The following is an 18,540-nucleotide window of genomic DNA, read 5'->3' as shown; positions in this document are numbered from 1 at the left end:
CGCGATGGCATCGCTGCGGTCATCCAGACCCATCGCGGCGTCCCCATCGCCAGCAAGCCGGCTCCTACAAAAGTCGCCAAAAACGCCCCTGTCGCAAGACCGGGGCGTTTTTGTAGGCGCCGTCTGACCTGCAAACGTGACGCTTGCGCCGTGGATCAGGTACAATTCCCGGCTATTTTTCGGCGGGCTATGCCTGCAGCCTTTTTGAGTGTTGATCCGTGAGTGATTTGAGTCATATCCGCAATTTCTCCATCATCGCCCACATTGACCATGGCAAGTCGACGCTGGCCGATCGCTTCATCCAGATGTGCGGCGGCCTTGCCGAGCGCGAAATGGAAGCCCAGGTGCTGGATTCCATGGACCTGGAACGTGAACGCGGGATCACCATCAAGGCCCACAGCGTCACCCTGTATTACAAAGCCCGCGATGGCATTAACTACCAGCTGAACTTCATTGATACCCCGGGCCACGTCGACTTCACCTATGAAGTCAGCCGGTCGCTGGCGGCTTGTGAAGGTGCGTTGCTGGTGGTCGATGCCGGTCAGGGCGTCGAGGCGCAATCGGTTGCCAACTGCTACACGGCGATCGAGCAGGGCCTGGAAGTCATGCCGGTGCTGAACAAGATCGACCTGCCACAGGCCGATCCGGAGCGCGTCAAGGAAGAAATCGAAAAAATCATCGGCATCGATGCCACCGACGCAGTCGAGTGCAGTGCCAAGACCGGCCTGGGCGTCGATGAAGTGCTCGAGCGTCTGGTTCACACCATTCCCGCGCCGACCGGCAACATCGAAGATCCGCTGCAAGCGTTGATCATCGACTCCTGGTTCGACAACTACCTGGGCGTTGTTTCCCTGGTTCGTGTGCGCCACGGTCGGGTGAAAAAGGGCGACAAGATTCTGGTCAAGTCCACCGGCAAGATCCACCTGGTGGACAGCGTCGGTGTATTCAACCCGAAACACACCCCTACCGTCGACCTGAAGGCCGGTGAAGTGGGCTTCATCATCGCCAGCATCAAGGACATTCACGGTGCGCCAGTGGGCGATACCTTGACCCTGAGCTCGACGCCGGACGTCGATGTGCTGCCAGGCTTCAAGCGCATTCAGCCGCAGGTGTATGCCGGCTTGTTCCCGGTCAGCTCCGACGACTTCGAAGACTTCCGCGAGGCGCTGCAAAAGCTCACCCTCAACGATTCGTCGCTGCAATACACACCGGAAAGCTCAGACGCACTGGGTTTCGGCTTCCGTTGCGGCTTCCTCGGCATGCTGCACATGGAAATCATCCAGGAGCGCCTCGAGCGCGAATACAACCTGGACCTGATCACCACGGCGCCGACGGTAATCTTCGAGCTGCTGCTCAAGACCGGCGAGACGATCTACGTCGATAACCCGTCCAAGCTGCCAGACCTGTCTGCCATCGAAGACATGCGCGAGCCAATCGTGCGCGCCAATATTCTTGTGCCGCAAGAGCACCTGGGTAACGTCATTACCCTGTGTATCGAAAAACGTGGCGTACAGGTCGATATGCTGTTCCTCGGCTCCCAGGTACAAGTGACCTACGACCTGCCGATGAACGAAGTGGTGCTGGACTTCTTTGATCGTCTGAAATCCACCAGTCGCGGCTATGCTTCTCTGGACTACCATTTCGATCGTTACCAATCGGCCAGCCTGGTGAAACTGGACGTGTTGATCAACGGCGACAAGGTCGACGCTCTGGCGCTGATCGTGCACCGTGACAACTCGCACTACAAAGGTCGCCAGTTGACCGAGAAGATGAAAGACCTGATTCCGCGGCAGATGTTCGACGTGGCAATCCAGGCCGCCATTGGCGGTCAGATTGTGGCGCGTACAACCGTCAAGGCACTCAGAAAGAACGTATTGGCCAAATGCTACGGTGGTGACGTCAGCCGTAAGAAAAAGCTGCTGGAAAAGCAAAAGGCCGGTAAAAAACGCATGAAGCAGGTCGGTAACGTGGAAATTCCACAAGAAGCCTTCCTTGCCGTGCTCAGGTTGGATAGTTAGGTCCTATGTCACTAAATTTCCCGCTGTTGCTGGTCATCGCCGTGTTCGTCTGCGGCCTGTTGGCGTTGCTCGATCTGCTGTTCCTGGCGCCACGGCGCCGGGCTGCCATCAACTCCTATCAGGGGAGCGTCAGCCAGGCTGACATGGTAGTGATCGAAAAACTGAACAAAGAGCCGCTGCTGGTCGAATACGGCAAGTCGTTCTTCCCGGTGTTGTTCATCGTGCTGGTGCTGCGTTCGTTCCTGGTGGAACCGTTCCAGATTCCTTCCGGCTCGATGAAACCGACCCTGGACGTCGGTGACTTCATTCTGGTGAACAAGTTTTCTTACGGGATCCGCCTGCCGGTGATCGACAAGAAAGTCATCGAAGTCGGTGATCCGCAGCGCGGCGATGTGATGGTGTTCCGCTACCCGAGCGACCCGAACGTCAACTACATCAAGCGTGTAGTGGGCCTGCCGGGCGATCAGATTCGCTACACCGCCGACAAGCGCCTGTTCGTCAATGGTGAGTCGATTGCCGAACAACTGGTCGGCTCCGAGCCGGGCACGTTGGGTAGCGCCGAGCTCTACAAGGAAAAACTTGGCGCCGCCGAGCACCTGATCCGCAAGGAAATGAGCCGCTACCGCGCAACGCCGGACCATTCGTGGACCGTGCCGGCCGGGCACTACTTCATGATGGGCGACAACCGCGACAACTCGAACGACAGTCGCTACTGGGATGATCCGAGCATTCCCAAGGATCTGCTGGGCATGGTTCCCGACAAGAATATCGTCGGCAAGGCCTTCGCAGTCTGGATGAGCTGGCCGGAACCCAAACTCGGTCACCTGCCGAATTTCTCGCGGGTTGGTCTGATCAAGTAATCACACACGGCGCTGTTGAACACAGCGCCGAATGCATTTCTGGAGTCGGCACAATCGGCGACAGGAGCATGAAAACAACGATATTCAGGACGTTATTTTTGAACACAGCGTTAATTGTCCCAAGCCTGCGCCGCATCAAGGCCCTGGTGGTGGAATCCAACCACGAACTCAGCGTGGGTAAACCGTGAGCGTCTCCTTAAGCCGTCTCGAGCGTCAGCTCGGTTACACCTTCAAGGATCAGGAACTGATGATCCTGGCCCTGACTCACCGCAGTTTTGCCGGGCGCAACAACGAACGCCTGGAATTCCTCGGCGATGCCATCCTCAATTTCGTTGCCGGCGAGGCGCTGTTCGATCGCTTCCCGCTGGCCCGCGAAGGCCAGTTGTCGCGTTTGCGCGCGCGCCTGGTGAAAGGTGAGACCCTGGCCGTACTGGCCCGCGGTTTCGACCTGGGCGAATACCTGCGCCTGGGCTCCGGCGAATTGAAAAGCGGCGGTTTCCGTCGCGAGTCGATTCTGGCCGATGCCCTCGAAGCGCTGATCGGTGCGATCTACCTGGACGCCGGCATGGAGGTGGCGCGCGAACGCGTGCTGGCCTGGCTGGCCGGAGAGTTCGAAGGCCTGACGCTGGTCGACACCAACAAAGATCCGAAAACCCGCCTGCAGGAATTCCTGCAGTCCCGTGGTTGTGAGCTGCCGCGTTACGAAGTGGTGGATATCCAGGGTGAGCCGCATTGCCGGACGTTCTTCGTCGAATGTGAAATCATCTTACTGAATGAAAAAAGCCGAGGTCAGGGTGTGAGTCGTCGTATTGCCGAACAGGTAGCGGCCGCCGCAGCACTGATTGCCCTGGGTGTGGAGAATGGCAATGACTGATTCAACCGCAACTCGCTGTGGCTATGTTGCCATCGTCGGCCGTCCCAACGTGGGCAAGTCCACGCTGCTGAACCACATTCTGGGTCAGAAACTGGCGATCACCTCACGCAAGCCGCAGACCACTCGCCACAACATGCTCGGCATCAAGACCGAAGGTGACGTTCAGGCGATCTACGTCGACACCCCGGGTATGCACAAGGGCGGCGAAAAGGCCCTGAACCGTTACATGAACAAGACCGCTTCGGCGGCGTTGAAAGACGTCGACGTGGTGATCTTCGTGGTTGACCGTACCAAGTGGACCGACGAAGACCAGATGGTCCTCGAGCGCGTTCAGTACGTGACCGGTCCGCTGATCGTGGCGCTGAACAAGACCGACCGCATCGAAGACAAATCCGAGCTGATGCCGCACCTGACCTGGTTGCAGGAACAGCTGCCGAACGCGCAGATCATGCCGATCTCGGCCCAGCACGGGCACAACCTCGACACGCTGGAGCGAGTGATCGCCGAGCACCTGCCGGAAAACGATCACTTCTTCCCGGAAGATCAGATCACCGACCGCAGCAGCCGCTTCCTAGCGGCTGAACTGGTACGTGAAAAAATCATGCGTCAGATGGGCGCCGAGCTGCCGTACCAGATCACCGTTGAAATCGAAGAGTTCAAGCAGCAGGGCAAAACCTTGCACATCCATGCCTTGATCCTCGTCGAACGTGACGGTCAGAAGAAAATCATCATTGGCGACAAGGGCGAGCGCATCAAGCGCATCGGCACCGAGGCGCGCAAGGACATGGAGCTGCTGTTCGACTCCAAGATCATGCTCAACCTGTGGGTCAAGGTGAAAGGTGGCTGGTCTGACGACGAACGCGCCTTGCGCTCGCTGGGTTACGGCGACCTGTAACAGGTACAAAGATCAAAAGATCGTCCGAACGCGGCCCGAGCCTTCGGCAACTCCTACAGAGTTTTGTGTACCCCTGTAGGCGCTGCCGAAGGCTCGGGCCGCGTTCGGACGATCTTTTTGCAATCCCTGACCGGGACACAAATAAACCATGTCGACTACCGCGCCCATCGGCCAACCCGCCTACGTGCTCCACTCCCGCGCCTACCGCGAAAGCAGTGCGCTGGTGGATTTCCTCACGCCGCAAGGTCGGCTGCGGGCGGTGTTGCGCAGTGCGCGGGGCAAGGCCGGAACGTTGGCGCGGCCGTTCGTGCCGCTGGAAGTCGAGTTCCGTGGCCGGGGCGAACTGAAGAATGTCGGCCGCATGGAAAGCGCCGGTGTTTCCACCTGGCTCAATGGCGAAGCGCTGTTCAGTGGTCTTTACCTCAACGAATTGCTGATCCGCCTGCTGCCCGCCGAAGATCCTCATCCCGCGGTTTTCGATCACTACGCCGCGACCTTGCTTGCCCTGGCCGAAGGTCGACCGCTGGAACCATTGCTGCGCTCCTTCGAATGGCGACTGCTTGATGATCTCGGTTATGGCTTCGCGCTGAATACCGACATCCATGGCGACTCCATCGCACCGGACGGTCTCTATCGCTTGCAAGTGGATGCCGGCCTGGAGCGGGTCTATCTGCTGCAGCCGGGCCTGTTCAATGGTACCGAACTGCTGGCCATGGCCGATGCCGACTGGTCTGCACCCGGTGCGCTGTCCGCCGCCAAGCGCTTGATGCGTCAGGCGTTGGCCGTTCACTTGGGCGGGCGTCCATTGGTCAGTCGTGAGTTGTTTCGAAAGCCGTAGTCTCCCCGTATGCTGTGCACCGAACTTCCCCCCTTCTTCAGGAGCGTTTCCGTGACCACCAGCAATCGCATTCTTCTTGGCGTGAACATCGACCACGTTGCCACCCTGCGTCAGGCCCGGGGTACTCGTTATCCGGATCCGGTCAAGGCAGCGCTGGACGCGGAAGAGGCGGGCGCTGACGGCATCACCGTGCACCTGCGTGAAGACCGCCGGCACATCCAGGAGCGCGACGTATTGCTGCTCAAGGATGTGCTGCAAACCCGCATGAACTTCGAAATGGGCGTCACCGAAGAAATGATGGCATTCGCCGAGCGTATCCGCCCGGCGCACGTTTGCCTGGTCCCGGAAACCCGTCAGGAGCTGACCACTGAAGGCGGTCTGGACGTAGCGGGGCAGGAAGCGCGGATCAAGGCGGCGGTGGATCGCCTGGCGAAAATCGGCTGTGAAGTGTCGCTGTTCATCGACGCTGACGAGCGGCAGATCGAAGCGTCCCGCCGTGTCGGCGCGCCGGCCATTGAATTGCACACCGGGCGTTACGCGGACGCCGAGACGCCAACCGAAGTTGCTGAAGAGCTCAAGCGCGTGGCCGATGGCGTGGCATTCGGTCTGGCCCAAGGCCTGATCGTCAACGCCGGCCACGGTTTGCACTATCACAACGTCGAGGCTGTTGCGGCAATCAAGGGCGTCAACGAACTGAACATCGGCCATGCGCTGGTGGCCCATGCGTTGTTCGTCGGGTTCAAGTCGGCGGTGTCGGAGATGAAGGCGCTGATCCTGGCCGCCGCTTTGAAGGGCTGAAAATCAAAAGATCGCAGGCTTCGCCAACTCCTACGGGTGTACACAAGACCCTGTAGGAGCTGCCGAAGGCTGCGATCTTTTCGCAGGTGCCGCGATTTAAAGCGGCGGCGTTTCCTGGCTCGGCTTGGTCTTGTCGACCCCCGGCACGTGCAGGTTGCCCTCGGCGACCTGGGTGCCTTCGAGCTGCGGCTGCGTGACCCACGTCAGGATGTCGTAGTAGCGACGGATGTTCGCCACGAAATGCACCGGTTCGCCGCCACGGGCGTAGCCATAACGGGTTTTGCTGTACCACTGTTTCTGCGACAGGCGCGGCAGGATTTTCTTCACGTCCAGCCACTTGTCCGGGTTCAACCCTTCCTTGGCCGCCAGTTTGCGCGCGTCATCCAGATGACCGCTGCCCACGTTGTAGGCTGCCAACGCGAACCACGTGCGATCCGGCTCCTGGATCGACTCGTCCAGTTGATCCTTCATGTAGACCAGATACTTCGCGCCGCCCATGATGCTCTGCTTGGGGTCGAGTCGATTGGACACGCCCATGGCTTGTGCCGTGTTCTGGGTCAGCATCATCAACCCGCGCACGCCGGTCTTGGACGTGACCGCCGCTTGCCACAACGACTCCTGATAACCGATCGCCGCCAGCAGGCGCCAGTCGACTTTTTCTTTCTTGGCGGACGCCTTGAAGTGCTGTTCGTATTTGGGCAGTCGTTGCTGCAAGTGCTGGGCGAAGGTAGTGGCGCCCATGTAGCCGAGTACGTCGACATGCCCGTAGTAGCGGTCTTTGAGGCGTTGCAGGGTGCCGTTTTGCTTTACCTTGTCGAGGTAGGTGTTGATTTCGTTGAGCAGGCTGTTGTCATCGCCGGCGGCCACGGCCCAGCTCTGGTTGCTGGCATCACCGAGGTCGAAGGCGACCCGCACGTTGGGGAAGTAGACCTGGTTCATCGCCACTTCGTTGGAGTCGACCAGGGTCAGGTCGATCTGACCTTCGTCGACCATACGCAGCAGGTCGACGACTTCAACCGCGTCGGACTCTTCGTATTCAATGCCGGGATATTTCTTTTTCAGCTCTGCCAATTGCTCGGCGTGGGTGCTGCCCTTGAGCACCATGATTTTCTTGCCGACCAGATCGCCTGCGTCGGTCGGCCGCGACTGGCCGTTGCGATAGATGATTTGCGGGGTGACTTCGAGGTAGGAATGGGAAAACCGCACCTGCTTTTTGCGTTCCTCGCTGCTGACCAGGCCGGCAGCAGCCAGCACCGGGCCATTTGGCTTGCCCACCTGATTGAACAGGTCGTCGAGGTTGTCGGCGGTTTCGATCTTGAGTTCGACCCCCAGATCGTCGGCGAAGCGCTTCACCAGCTCGTATTCGAAGCCGGTTTCACCGTTGCGATCCTGAAAGTAGGTGGCGGGGCTGTTACGGGTAACCACCCGCAGCACGCCATCCTCCTTTACGCGCTCCAGCGTGTTGGGTTTATCAACACAGCCACTGAGCATCAGGAAGAGTCCGGTTGCGATCAGCCATTTGGCGTACCGCGGACGCAAAGCCGTTGGGGAAAACATCTGCGCAGTATACGCAAAGGACCACGAGCGCCATATCTCGACAGCGAAGGGCTTGTCTGCTAGGGCGTCAAAAACCCGCTTGGAGCCCGCAGGAATGGACCCGAACGGCTTTTTGTGACAGAAAAAATAACCCCCGGCGCACGCCTGTTCAAGGCCCGAATACCCGGCCCGACGTTCGGGTGCAACCGCGTGTACCGTTTCGGGTGATGTCGCGGGCGGTTTAGGCTAGAATGCACGGCCTCAAAGCACACCCCTTCCCGAGGCTGTCCCGAAGATGTTGATCCTGCGCGGCGCTCCTGCCCTTTCTGCCTTTCGCCACAGCAAACTCCTTGAGCAACTGAGCCAGAAGGTTCCAGCTGTCAGCGGCTTGTATGCTGAATTCGCTCACTTCGCCGAAGTCACCGGCGTCCTGACCGGCGACGAACAGCAGGTGCTCGCGCGCCTTCTGAAGTACGGCCCTAGTGTTCCGGTACAAGAGCCCACTGGTCGTCTGTTCCTGGTGTTGCCGCGTTTCGGCACCATTTCGCCGTGGTCCAGTAAAGCCAGCGATATCGCTCGCAACTGCGGCCTGACCAAGATCCAGCGCCTGGAACGCGGCATCGCGTTTTACGTCACCGGCCAGTTCAGCGACGCCGAAGCGCAACTGATCGCAGACGCGCTGCACGACCGCATGACCCAGATCGTGCTGGGCAATCTCGAACAAGCCTCCGGCCTGTTCAGCCACGCCGAGCCAAAACCGCTGACCGCGATCGACGTGCTGGGTGGCGGCCGCGCCGCGCTGGAAAAAGCCAACACCGAGCTGGGCCTGGCCCTGGCCGAAGACGAAATCGACTATCTGGTCAATGCCTTCCTTGGTTTGAAGCGCAACCCGCACGACATCGAACTGATGATGTTCGCCCAGGCGAACTCCGAGCACTGCCGTCACAAGATCTTCAACGCCAGTTGGGACATCGACGGTCAGAGCCAGGAAAAAAGCCTGTTCGGCATGATCAAGAACACTTACCAGATGCACAGCGAAGGTGTTCTGTCGGCTTATAAGGACAACGCCTCGGTCATCGTCGGCTCCGTGGCTGGCCGTTTCTTCCCGGACCCTGAAACCCGCCAGTACGGCGCGGTGCAGGAACCGGTGCACATCTTGATGAAAGTCGAAACGCACAACCACCCGACCGCGATTGCCCCGTTCCCGGGCGCATCCACCGGTAGCGGCGGCGAGATTCGCGACGAAGGCGCCACCGGTCGCGGCGCGAAGCCAAAGGCTGGCCTGACCGGTTTCACCGTGTCGAACCTGCAGATCCCGGGCTTCGAACAGCCGTGGGAAGTGCCGTACGGCAAACCCGAGCGCATCGTTACCGCGCTGGACATCATGATCGAAGGCCCGTTGGGCGGCGCTGCATTCAACAATGAATTCGGCCGTCCGGCGCTGACCGGTTACTTCCGTACCTTCGAACAGTCGATCACCACCCCCCATGGTGACGAAGTTCGCGGTTACCACAAACCGATCATGCTGGCTGGCGGCATGGGCAACATCCGTGAAGAACACGTCAAGAAAGGCGAAATCGTCGTTGGCTCCAAGCTGATCGTACTCGGCGGCCCGGCGATGCTGATCGGCCTGGGTGGCGGTGCGGCTTCTTCCATGGCCACCGGCACCAGCTCGGCAGACCTGGACTTCGCTTCCGTACAACGTGAAAACCCTGAGATGGAGCGTCGTTGCCAGGAAGTCATCGACCGTTGCTGGCAACTGGGCGACAAAAACCCGATCAGCTTCATCCACGACGTCGGCGCGGGTGGTCTGTCCAACGCCTTCCCGGAACTGGTCAACGATGGCGACCGCGGTGGCCGTTTCGAACTGCGCAACATTCCAAACGACGAGCCGGGCATGGCCCCGCACGAAATCTGGAGTAACGAATCCCAGGAACGCTACGTTCTGGCCGTCGGCCCGGCGGACTTCGAACGCTTCAAGGCGATCTGCGAGCGTGAGCGTTGCCCATTCGCGGTAGTCGGCGAAGCCACTGCCGAGCCGCAACTGACCGTGACCGACAGCCACTTCGGCAACAGCCCGGTGGACATGCCGCTCGAAGTGCTGCTGGGCAAAGCCCCGCGCATGCACCGTTCGGTGGTTCGTGAAAACGAGCTGGGCGACGATTTCGATCCGTCGACCCTCGACATCGCCAATTGCGTCGAGCGCGTCCTGCATCACCCGGCCGTGGCCAGCAAGAGCTTCCTGATCACCATCGGCGACCGCACCATCACCGGCCTCGTGGCCCGTGACCAGATGGTCGGCCCGTGGCAGGTTCCGGTGGCCGACGTTGCCGTTACCGCCACCAGCTTCGACGTTTATACCGGTGAAGCCATGGCCATGGGCGAGCGCACTCCGCTGGCTCTGCTGGACGCTCCGGCGTCGGGCCGCATGGCCATCGGCGAAACCCTGACCAACATCGCCGCCTCGCGCATCGCCAAAATCTCCGACATCAAACTGTCGGCGAACTGGATGTCCGCTGCCGGTCACCCAGGTGAAGACGCACGTCTGTACGACACCGTGAAAGCGGTCGGCATGGAACTGTGCCCTGAGCTGGGCATCACCATTCCGGTCGGCAAGGACTCCATGTCCATGGCCACTCGCTGGAACGACGAAGGCGTCGATAAGGCGGTCACTTCGCCGATGTCGCTGATCGTGACCGGTTTCGCGCCAGTGGCTGACATCCGTCAGACCCTGACCCCGCAACTGCGCATGGACAAGGGCACCACCGACCTGATCCTGATCGACCTCGGTCGCGGCCAGAACCGCATGGGTGCCTCGATCCTCGCTCAGGTTCACGGCAAGCTCGGCAAACAGGTACCGGACGTCGATGACGCCGAAGACCTGAAGGCCTTCTTCGCGGTGATCCAGGGCCTCAACGCCGACGGTCACCTGCTGGCTTACCACGACCGTTCCGACGGTGGTCTGCTGACCAGCGTGGTGGAAATGGCGTTTGCCGGCCACTGCGGCCTGAGCCTGAACCTCGACGGTCTGGCAGAGACTTCCGCCGATATCGCCGCGATCCTGTTCAACGAAGAACTGGGCGCTGTGATCCAGGTTCGCCAGGACGCCACCGCGGACATCCTCGCGCAGTTCAGCGCTGCTGGCCTGGGCGACTGCGTATCGGTGATCGGTCAGCCGATGAACAACGGCGAGATCAGCATCACGTTCAACGGCGATACCGTATTCGAAGGTCAGCGTCGTCTGCTGCAACGTCAGTGGGCTGAAACCAGCTACCAGATCCAGCGTCTGCGTGATAACGCCGATTGCGCCGAACAAGAGTTCGACGTGCTGCTGGAAGAAGACAACCCGGGCCTGAGCGTCAAGCTCAGCTATGACGTCAACCAGGACGTCGCCGCGCCTTACATCAAGAAAGGCATTCGCCCACAGGTTGCCGTGCTGCGTGAGCAGGGCGTCAACGGTCAGGTGGAAATGGCGGCCGCGTTCGACCGTGCCGGTTTCAACGCGATCGACGTGCACATGAGCGACATTCTGGCCGGCCGTGTCGACCTGAACGACTTCAAAGGCATGGTCGCTTGCGGCGGTTTCTCCTACGGCGACGTACTGGGTGCCGGTGAAGGCTGGGCCAAGTCCGCGCTGTTCAACAGCCGCGCTCGCGATGCCTTCCAGGGCTTCTTCGAACGTACCGACAGCTTCACCCTTGGCGTGTGCAACGGTTGCCAGATGATGTCCAACCTGCACGAGCTGATCCCGGGCAGCGAGTTCTGGCCGCACTTCGTGCGTAACCGTTCCGAGCAGTTCGAAGCCCGCGTGGCCATGGTTCAGATCCAGGAGTCGAACTCGATCTTCCTGCAGGGCATGGCTGGTTCGCGCATGCCGATCGCCATCGCCCACGGTGAAGGCCATGCCGAATTCGCCAGCGAAGAAGCGTTGCTGCAAGCCGATCTGTCGGGTTGCGTGGCGATGCGTTTCGTCGACAACCACGGCAAGGTCACCGAGAAATACCCGGCCAACCCGAACGGCTCGCCGCGCGGTATCACCGGTTTGACCAGCCGCGACGGTCGCGTGACCATCATGATGCCGCACCCGGAGCGTGTGTTCCGCGCGGTGCAGAACTCGTGGCGTTCGGAAGACTGGAACGAAGACGCACCCTGGATGCGTATGTTCCGTAACGCTCGCGTCTGGGTTAACTAAGAGCGGGGAGCTGATTGCCGTGTACAAGCTCTGCTTTTTTGTTCCGGCCAGTCATGTCGAAGTGGTCAAAAGCGCTGTATTCGCTGCCGGTGGCGGGCGGATCGGGGCTTATGACCACTGTGCGTGGCAGGTGTTTGGCCTGGGTCAGTTTCGTCCACTGGAGGGCAGTCAGCCGTTCATGGGTGAGGCTGGGCAGGTCGAGCAGGTTGAGGAGTGGAAGGTTGAACTGGTGGTCAGCGATGAGTTGATTCGGGCGGTGGTGGTGGCTCTGAAAGAGAGTCATCCCTATGAGACGCCGGCTTATGAAGTGTGGCGACTGGAGGATTTTTGATCTTCTGGTCTGTTGAAATGAGAAACCCGCTGAATTCGCGTTCAGCGGGTTTTTTGTTACTCGGGGATTTGTCCCCCGTCAAGCCCCCTCGCCACAAAAGCCCTTCACACACCCGATCGTTCCCAGGCTCTGCGTAGGAATGCCTCAATGGACGCTCTGCGTTCGGCTTCAGAGAAGGTTACGGCCGGATTTCGATCATCGTGCCGTCCGGTACCAGGCCCCAGACTTCGCGCATGTCCATGTTGCGCATGGCGATGCAGCCATCGGTCCAGTCCAGGGTGTGGAACAGGTCTTCGGGGTTGTCTTCGGTGTCTGGAGTACCGTGGATCATGATCATGCCGCCAGGCTCGACGCCTTCGCGCCGGGCGCGGGCGGAGTCGCTGACGTTGGGGTAGGAGATGTGCATCGCCAGGTTGAAACGTTCGCTGGTCTTGCGCCAGTCCAGCCAGTAAAGGCCTTCGGGGGTGCGTTTATCACCTTCCATCAGTTTTGGGCCGATGGGGCGTTTGCCCAATGAAATGCGATAGGTCTTGAACGGCTTGCCGTCGTTGATCAACTGCAACTGGTGGGCAGATTTTAGGACCAGAACTTTTTCGATGACTTTGCCGTCCGGGGCGGCCGCGACGGAAGCCTGGGAGAGTGCGACGAACGATAAGCAAAACAGGGCAAGCAACCAGCGCATTGAAACGATATCCCTAAGAGGTGTCGCGACTATTTTATTTATAGATGGTTTTTTACTAACAAGTGCTTAGATGATGGCAGGCTGAGCGAGTGGTGGGATCGATTCGGACCGCACGGGGTAGACCTCGGCCCGCCGGTCAGCGAAGAAGCATTCTAATGTACGGCCCACCGTGCGGAAAGCCAGTTCGCCCCAAGGAATATCGGCCTCTTCGAACAGCTGCACTTCCAGGCTCTCGGGGCCTGCGCGAAAATCCAGATCCACAAGCTCAGCGCGAAAGAACACATGCACCTGACTGATGTGCGGCACATCGATCAGCGTATAGATGCTCAGGTTGCGTACCCGGGCGCAAGCTTCTTCGGCGGTCTCGCGAATGGCGGCCTGTTCGATGGTCTCACCGTTTTCCATGAAGCCGGCGGGCAGGGTCCAGTAACCGAGCCGTGGCTCGATGGCGCGACGGCACAGCAATACCTTCGAACCCCAGGTCGGTACGCAACCGGCGACGATATTGGGGTTCTGGTAATGAATGGTATGACAGCTGTCGCAGACAAAACGCAGGCGCGAATCGCCTTCGGGAATGCGCTGGGTCACCGGGTTGCCGCATTGACTGCAAAATTTCATGCTTGGGTTCCTGAATGCTGCGCCTATCTTGGCGTGCGGCGGTGTCGGTCGGCAAGTTGTCGTTTCGCGACATGAGGCTTTTCGGGGGTTGGGCGGCCGGCGCGATTGGTGCATGATGCAGGGTAAGGCACAGATCGAGAAGACTCATGCTGGACGAGCTACTGCACCGGGTAAGCAATCACACGCCGCGTACGCTGGAAACCGACCGACGTTTCCCCGAAGCCGCGGTATTGGTGCCCATCACGCGCAGTGACGAACCGGAGCTGGTCCTGACCCTTCGCGCCAGCGGGCTCTCGACCCATGGCGGTGAAGTCGCTTTTCCCGGCGGTCGACGCGACCCTGAAGACCCTGATCTGATCTTTACCGCTCTGCGCGAGGCCGAAGAAGAAATCGGCCTGCCGCCGGGGCTGGTCGAAGTGATCGGCCCACTGAGCCCGCTGATCTCCCTGCACGGCATCAAGGTCACGCCCTATGTCGGCGTGATTCCGGATTTCGTCGAATACCTGGCCAACGATGCCGAGATCGCCGCAGTGTTCAGCGTGCCTCTGGAATTCTTCCGCAAGGACCCGCGCGAGCACACCCACCGCATCGACTACCAGGGCCACAGTTGGTACGTGCCGAGCTATCGTTATGGTGAGTACAAGATCTGGGGGTTGACGGCGATCATGATCGTCGAGTTGATCAACCTGCTCTATGACGCGAAAATCAGCCTGCATCAACCGCCCAAGAGTTTTATCAACACCTGAAGCCATCGCTCGTATGGCGTGAATCTCGCTTTTCGCTAGTGAGCCAGCCTGGTCGTGAGGACAACAAGATGAAATACCGCCTGGGCGACGCCCGCGTCGAGACCCATCCGCAGAGCTGGGTCGCACCCAATGCCGTGCTGGTGGGCAAGGTCAAACTGGAAGAGGGCGCCAACGTCTGGTTCAACGCTGTGTTGCGTGGCGACAACGAATTGATCCTGATCGGTAAGAACAGCAACGTGCAGGACGGCACCGTGATGCACACCGACATGGGCTATCCGCTAACCATCGGTACCGGCGTGACCATCGGCCACAACGCCATGCTCCACGGCTGCACGGTGGGCGATTACAGTCTGATCGGCATCAACGCGGTGATCCTCAACGGCGCGAAAATCGGCAAGAACTGCATCATCGGCGCTAACTCGCTGATCGGTGAAGGCAAGGAAATTCCGGACGGTTCGCTGGTCATGGGCTCGCCGGGCAAGGTGGTACGCGAGCTGACCGAGCCGCAGAAGAAGATGCTCGAAGCCAGCGCCGCGCACTATGTGCACAACTCGCAGCGTTACGCCCGCGATCTGGTCGAGCAGGAAGAATGAGCACTACTGAAAGGCCGGTCCCGTCGCCGTGCGTGAGCATTTGTGCGCTGGATGAGGATGACATTTGCACCGGGTGTCAGCGTACGGTGGAAGAGATCACCCGCTGGAGCCGGATGGATAACGAAGAACGGCGCAAAGTGTTGGGGTTGTGTCATGAGCGGGCGAAATCGAGTGGACTGATCTGGATGTTGCCTTCCAAATCCGATTCCTGAGTCGTTTGGTGCATTGTGGTGAGGGAGCAAGCTCCCTCACCACAGGTTATCTGTGCGCTGAAGATGAAGTACCCTGTGCACAAAATTGACAGGTGTCCCCGTCCCATGCTCTTTCTGATCGCCTACATCAGCAGCGTCGTGCTGATCAATTTCGCCTTTTCCACCGCCCCGCACCTGGACATCATCTGGTCGGCCTGGAGTGGCCTGGTGTTCGTGCTGCGCGACATGGTGCAAACCCGCTTCGGCCATGGCGCGATCGCGGCGATGCTGGTGGCGCTGGCGCTGTCCTACGTCACCTCCGATCCGTCGATTGCCCTCGCCAGTGCCACGGCGTTCGCCGTGTCCGAGTGCATCGACTGGCTGGTGTTCAGCCTCACCAAGCGCCCGTTGCACGATCGCCTGTGGATAAGTTCGGCCCTGAGCATCCCGCTGGACACCTTCATCTTCTTCGGCATGATCGATGCGCTCACACCGGGCGTGATCCTCACTGCGCTGGGTTCGAAGTTCGCGGGCGTCACCGTCGTCTGGTTGGCCATGACCTGGCGCCTGCGCAAACAGGCCGTCGTCAGCTGAAGCCAAACCCTCAGGTTCATGTAAAATGCCGCGCTTTCTCCCCATGGGAAGTGCGCTTCCCTCGATGATCCGCTCCTTTGAGGACCTGAGATGACCCGTATCGGAACTCCATTGTCGCCAACCGCGACCCGCGTATTGCTGTGTGGCTGTGGTGAGTTGGGCAAGGAAGTGGTGATCGAGCTGCAACGCCTGGGCGTTGAAGTGATTGCCGTGGATCGCTACGCCAATGCGCCGGCCATGCAAGTCGCCCATCGCAGCCATGTGATCAACATGCTCGACGGCGCCGCCCTGCGTGCGGTGATCGAAGCCGAGAAGCCACACTTCATCGTGCCGGAAATCGAAGCCATTGCCACCGCGACCTTGGTGGAGCTGGAGTCCGAAGGCTTCACCGTGATCCCGACTGCCCGCGCCGCGCAGTTGACCATGAACCGCGAAGGCATCCGTCGCCTGGCCGCTGAAGAGCTGGACCTGCCGACGTCGCCGTACCACTTCGCCGACACCTTCGAGGATTACCGCAAGGCAGTCGAAGACCTGGGCTTCCCGTGCGTGGTCAAACCCGTCATGAGTTCCTCGGGCAAGGGCCAGAGCCTGCTGCGTAGCGTCGATGACGTGCAGAAAGCCTGGGATTACGCTCAAGAAGGCGGCCGCGCCGGTAAAGGCCGCGTGATCATCGAAGGCTTCATCGACTTCGACTACGAAATCACTCTGCTGACCGTGCGTCATGTCGGCGGCACTACGTTCTGCGCGCCTGTCGGTCACCGTCAGGAGAAGGGCGACTACCAGGAATCCTGGCAGCCACAAGCCATGAGCCCGGTTGCTTTGGCTGAGTCCGAGCGTGTTGCCAAAGCGGTCACCGAAGCCTTGGGCGGTCGTGGTCTGTTTGGCGTCGAGTTGTTCATCAAGGGTGATCAGGTGTGGTTCAGCGAAGTCTCGCCGCGCCCGCATGACACCGGTCTGGTGACCCTGATTTCCCAGGACCTGTCGCAGTTCGCACTGCACGCACGGGCGATCCTGGGCCTGCCGATTCCATTGATCCGTCAGTTCGGCCCATCGGCGTCGGCGGTGATTCTGGTGGAAGGGCAGTCGACTCAGACCGCTTTCGCCAACTTGGGCGCTGCGTTGAGCGAGCCGGATACCGCGTTGCGTCTGTTCGGCAAGCCTGAGGTCAATGGCCAGCGGCGGATGGGTGTGGCGTTGGCGCGCGACGAATCCATCGAATCTGCTCGTGCCAAGGCGACCCGTGCTTCCCAGGCTGTTGTGGTAGAGCTGTAACCGAGGCGGGGCCATCGCGGGCTTGCCCGCGATGGCAGTCTCTCAGGCAACCCGATTCAAATCGTTATTGCGTGTCTCCTTCAGGCACAGCACCGCGATCAAGCTCAGCACCGCCGCCCCCGACACATACCCGCCGACATAACTCAAACCCCCCATCGCCACCAGTTTTTGCGCAAAGAACGGTGCCGCCGAGGCGCCGACAATACCGCCCAGATTGTAAGCAGCCGATGCGCCGGTATAGCGCACGTGGGTTGGAAACAGCTCCGGCAGCAACGCGCCCATTGGCGCAAACGTCACGCCCATCAGAAACAGTTCTATGCACAGGAACAGCGCCACGCCCCAGGTCGAGCCATGGGTCAGCAGCGGTTCCATCAAGAATCCGGACAGAATCGCCAGTACGCCGCCGATGATCAGCACCGGCTTGCGCCCGAAACGATCGCTGGCCCAGGCCGACAGCGGTGTCGCGGCGGCCATGAACAGCACCGCGAAACACAGCAGCGCGAGGAAGGTTTCCCGGGTGTAGCCGAGCGTCGACACGCCGTAACTCAGCGAAAACACTGTCGAGATGTAAAACAGTGCATAGCACACCACCATCGACCCGGCGCCCAGCAGCATCGGTGCCCAGTATTGGCTGAACAGCTCGACCAACGGAATCTTCACCCGCTCCTGGCGAGCCACGGCGTTGGCGAACACCGGGGTTTCGTGGAGCTTGAGGCGTACGTACAAGCCCACCATTACCAGTGCGGCACTGAGCAGGAACGGAATCCGCCAGCCCCACGAACGGAATTGCTCGTCGTTCAGGCTCATGGCCAGGGTCAGGAACAGGCCGTTGGCCGCCAGAAACCCGATCGATGGGCCGAGTTGCGGAAACATGCCGAACCAGGCGCGCTTGCCTTTGGGTGCGTTCTCCGTGGCCAGCAATGCGGCGCCGCCCCATTCGCCGCCCAGCCCCAGGCCCTGGCCGAAGCGCAGCACGCAAAGCAGGATCGGCGCCCAGGCGCCAATGCTGTCGTAACCCGGCAGCACGCCGATCAACGTGGTGCACACGCCCATCAGCAGCAAGGACGCAACCAGTGTCGATTTGCGCCCGATACGGTCACCGAAATGGCCGAACAGCGCCGAACCCAGCGGCCGCGCAAGGAAAGCGATGCCGAAGGTGAGGAATGCCGATAGCATCTGCGCGGTGCCGGAGGTTTGCGGAAAGAACACCGGGCCGATCACCAATGCTGCGGCGGTGGCATAGACGTAGAAGTCGTAGAACTCGATGGCCGTGCCGATGAAACTCGCGGTAGCCACGCGGGTGGCGGAGTTTGTCGGTTGCGCAGGCGCGGTGTCGCTGAACGTTGTGCTGGTCGTCATGTAGTTATCCCTGACAGTCATGTGCCCCAGTGGAGCGAATTATTATGGTCGAATACCCAGGGATGTGGGTTGAGGATCGGTCGCTGTTCAAGGTAGGAACAGTCGCCGCAGTAGTACGGATGTTGTCGAAGATCTGGCCGGAA

General features: G+C 60.2%; 18 protein-coding genes. 14 read left to right on the top strand and 4 right to left on the bottom strand.

Annotation, left to right across the window (positions count from 1 at the left end):
* The 7 genes from AC1D2Q_RS09005 to pdxJ form a co-directional block, all read left to right on the top strand.
* Positions 1–222, top strand: a 222-nt coding sequence (locus AC1D2Q_RS09005; protein ID WP_477812954.1) for a hypothetical protein, incomplete at its 5' end; no start/stop codon positions are given.
* Complete coding sequence (lepA, locus tag AC1D2Q_RS09000) at positions 219–2,018, top strand: translation elongation factor 4 (RefSeq protein ID WP_018927092.1); 1,800 nt, start codon at positions 219–221, stop codon at positions 2,016–2,018. The genes AC1D2Q_RS09005 and lepA, both read left to right, overlap by 4 nt.
* Before the next feature lie 5 nt (positions 2,019–2,023).
* Positions 2,024–2,878 carry a signal peptidase I gene (gene lepB, locus AC1D2Q_RS08995; RefSeq protein ID WP_018927091.1) on the top strand — a complete coding sequence of 285 codons (855 nt, stop codon included), beginning with the start codon at positions 2,024–2,026 and terminating at the stop codon, positions 2,876–2,878.
* A gap of 184 nt (positions 2,879–3,062) precedes the next feature.
* A complete protein-coding gene (rnc, locus tag AC1D2Q_RS08990; protein WP_103405809.1) occupies positions 3,063–3,752 on the top strand; it encodes a ribonuclease III in 690 nt (229 codons plus the stop codon).
* Positions 3,745–4,647, top strand: a complete 903-nt coding sequence (gene era / locus AC1D2Q_RS08985; protein ID WP_018927088.1) for a GTPase Era — start codon at positions 3,745–3,747, stop codon at positions 4,645–4,647. The genes rnc and era overlap by 8 nt, the downstream gene beginning before the upstream one ends.
* Positions 4,648–4,795: 148 nt before the next feature.
* Entirely contained in the window at positions 4,796–5,485 is a 690-nt protein-coding gene (recO, locus tag AC1D2Q_RS08980) for a DNA repair protein RecO (protein WP_477812953.1), read from the top strand.
* A gap of 51 nt (positions 5,486–5,536) precedes the next feature.
* Entirely contained in the window at positions 5,537–6,283 is a 747-nt protein-coding gene (gene pdxJ, locus AC1D2Q_RS08975; protein ID WP_019581078.1) for a pyridoxine 5'-phosphate synthase, read from the top strand.
* 96 nt (positions 6,284–6,379) lie between these two features.
* On the opposite strand, the gene mltF is transcribed toward pdxJ, so the two are convergent.
* On the bottom strand, positions 6,380–7,840 hold the full coding sequence (gene mltF, locus AC1D2Q_RS08970; RefSeq protein ID WP_477812952.1) for a membrane-bound lytic murein transglycosylase MltF: 1,461 nt from the start codon (positions 7,838–7,840) through the stop codon (positions 6,380–6,382).
* Positions 7,841–8,114: 274 nt separating this feature from the next.
* Here mltF and purL point away from each other — a divergent pair, with 274 nt between their 5' ends.
* Together purL and AC1D2Q_RS08960 are read left to right on the top strand one after the other, a co-directional pair.
* Positions 8,115–12,011: a phosphoribosylformylglycinamidine synthase gene (gene purL, locus AC1D2Q_RS08965; RefSeq protein ID WP_477812951.1), complete on the top strand. Its 3,897-nt coding sequence runs from the start codon at positions 8,115–8,117 to the stop codon at positions 12,009–12,011.
* Between the two features lie 19 nt (positions 12,012–12,030).
* The gene (locus AC1D2Q_RS08960; protein ID WP_019581076.1) at positions 12,031–12,342 is read left to right on the top strand and encodes a YqfO family protein; all 312 of its coding nucleotides are present in this window, start codon (positions 12,031–12,033) and stop codon (positions 12,340–12,342) included.
* Between the two features lie 178 nt (positions 12,343–12,520).
* Here the strand turns inward: AC1D2Q_RS08960 and AC1D2Q_RS08955 are convergent, their stop codons facing one another.
* The gene (locus tag AC1D2Q_RS08955; protein ID WP_477812950.1) at positions 12,521–13,024 is read right to left on the bottom strand and encodes a L,D-transpeptidase family protein; all 504 of its coding nucleotides are present in this window, start codon (positions 13,022–13,024) and stop codon (positions 12,521–12,523) included.
* Between the two features lie 66 nt (positions 13,025–13,090).
* On the bottom strand, positions 13,091–13,642 hold the full coding sequence (locus tag AC1D2Q_RS08950) for an NUDIX hydrolase (protein WP_019581068.1): 552 nt from the start codon (positions 13,640–13,642) through the stop codon (positions 13,091–13,093).
* 146 nt (positions 13,643–13,788) lie between these two features.
* On the opposite strand from AC1D2Q_RS08950, the gene AC1D2Q_RS08945 reads away from it, so the two are divergent.
* The 5 genes from AC1D2Q_RS08945 to purT all read left to right on the top strand — a co-directional run bounded on the left by AC1D2Q_RS08945 (position 13,789) and on the right by purT (position 17,038).
* Complete coding sequence (locus AC1D2Q_RS08945; protein ID WP_018927081.1) at positions 13,789–14,388, top strand: CoA pyrophosphatase; 600 nt, start codon at positions 13,789–13,791, stop codon at positions 14,386–14,388.
* 68 nt (positions 14,389–14,456) lie between these two features.
* Positions 14,457–14,981: a gamma carbonic anhydrase family protein gene (locus AC1D2Q_RS08940; RefSeq protein ID WP_007954617.1), complete on the top strand. Its 525-nt coding sequence runs from the start codon at positions 14,457–14,459 to the stop codon at positions 14,979–14,981.
* Entirely contained in the window at positions 14,978–15,193 is a 216-nt protein-coding gene (locus AC1D2Q_RS08935) for a DUF1289 domain-containing protein (RefSeq protein ID WP_096479584.1), read from the top strand. The genes AC1D2Q_RS08940 and AC1D2Q_RS08935 overlap by 4 nt, the downstream gene beginning before the upstream one ends.
* Before the next feature lie 105 nt (positions 15,194–15,298).
* Positions 15,299–15,766 (top strand): preQ0 transporter, encoded by a 468-nt coding sequence (locus tag AC1D2Q_RS08930; RefSeq protein ID WP_477812949.1) that lies wholly within the window; start codon positions 15,299–15,301, stop codon positions 15,764–15,766.
* Between the two features lie 90 nt (positions 15,767–15,856).
* On the top strand, positions 15,857–17,038 hold the full coding sequence (purT, locus tag AC1D2Q_RS08925) for a formate-dependent phosphoribosylglycinamide formyltransferase (protein WP_477812948.1): 1,182 nt from the start codon (positions 15,857–15,859) through the stop codon (positions 17,036–17,038).
* A 42-nt stretch (positions 17,039–17,080) separates the two neighbouring features.
* Here the strand turns inward: purT and AC1D2Q_RS08920 are convergent, their stop codons facing one another.
* Positions 17,081–18,397 carry an MFS transporter gene (locus AC1D2Q_RS08920; protein WP_019581065.1) on the bottom strand — a complete coding sequence of 439 codons (1,317 nt, stop codon included), beginning with the start codon at positions 18,395–18,397 and terminating at the stop codon, positions 17,081–17,083.
* Positions 18,398–18,540: the final 143 nt, after the last annotated feature.

This window comes from Pseudomonas sp. P1_A1, assembly GCF_056406935.1.
The sequence above is the reverse complement of the archived record's forward strand: the minus strand, read 5'-3'. Positions and strand labels throughout refer to the sequence as shown.

What these genes read in the sequence shown, in the direction of transcription:
- purL (WP_477812951.1), top strand. Translation starts at nt 8,115, where the DNA reads ATGTTGATCCTGCGCGGCGCTCCTGCCCTTTCTGCCTTTCGCCACAGC.
- AC1D2Q_RS08955 (WP_477812950.1), bottom strand. Translation starts at nt 13,024, where the DNA reads ATGCGCTGGTTGCTTGCCCTGTTTTGCTTATCGTTCGTCGCACTCTCC.
- AC1D2Q_RS08940 (WP_007954617.1), top strand. Translation starts at nt 14,457, where the DNA reads ATGAAATACCGCCTGGGCGACGCCCGCGTCGAGACCCATCCGCAGAGC.
- AC1D2Q_RS08930 (WP_477812949.1), top strand. Translation starts at nt 15,299, where the DNA reads ATGCTCTTTCTGATCGCCTACATCAGCAGCGTCGTGCTGATCAATTTC.
- mltF (WP_477812952.1), bottom strand. Translation starts at nt 7,840, where the DNA reads ATGTTTTCCCCAACGGCTTTGCGTCCGCGGTACGCCAAATGGCTGATC.
- AC1D2Q_RS08950 (WP_019581068.1), bottom strand. Translation starts at nt 13,642, where the DNA reads ATGAAATTTTGCAGTCAATGCGGCAACCCGGTGACCCAGCGCATTCCC.
- era (WP_018927088.1), top strand. Translation starts at nt 3,745, where the DNA reads ATGACTGATTCAACCGCAACTCGCTGTGGCTATGTTGCCATCGTCGGC.
- recO (WP_477812953.1), top strand. Translation starts at nt 4,796, where the DNA reads ATGTCGACTACCGCGCCCATCGGCCAACCCGCCTACGTGCTCCACTCC.
- AC1D2Q_RS08920 (WP_019581065.1), bottom strand. Translation starts at nt 18,397, where the DNA reads ATGACGACCAGCACAACGTTCAGCGACACCGCGCCTGCGCAACCGACA.
- lepB (WP_018927091.1), top strand. Translation starts at nt 2,024, where the DNA reads ATGTCACTAAATTTCCCGCTGTTGCTGGTCATCGCCGTGTTCGTCTGC.
- AC1D2Q_RS08945 (WP_018927081.1), top strand. Translation starts at nt 13,789, where the DNA reads ATGCTGGACGAGCTACTGCACCGGGTAAGCAATCACACGCCGCGTACG.
- AC1D2Q_RS08935 (WP_096479584.1), top strand. Translation starts at nt 14,978, where the DNA reads ATGAGCACTACTGAAAGGCCGGTCCCGTCGCCGTGCGTGAGCATTTGT.
- purT (WP_477812948.1), top strand. Translation starts at nt 15,857, where the DNA reads ATGACCCGTATCGGAACTCCATTGTCGCCAACCGCGACCCGCGTATTG.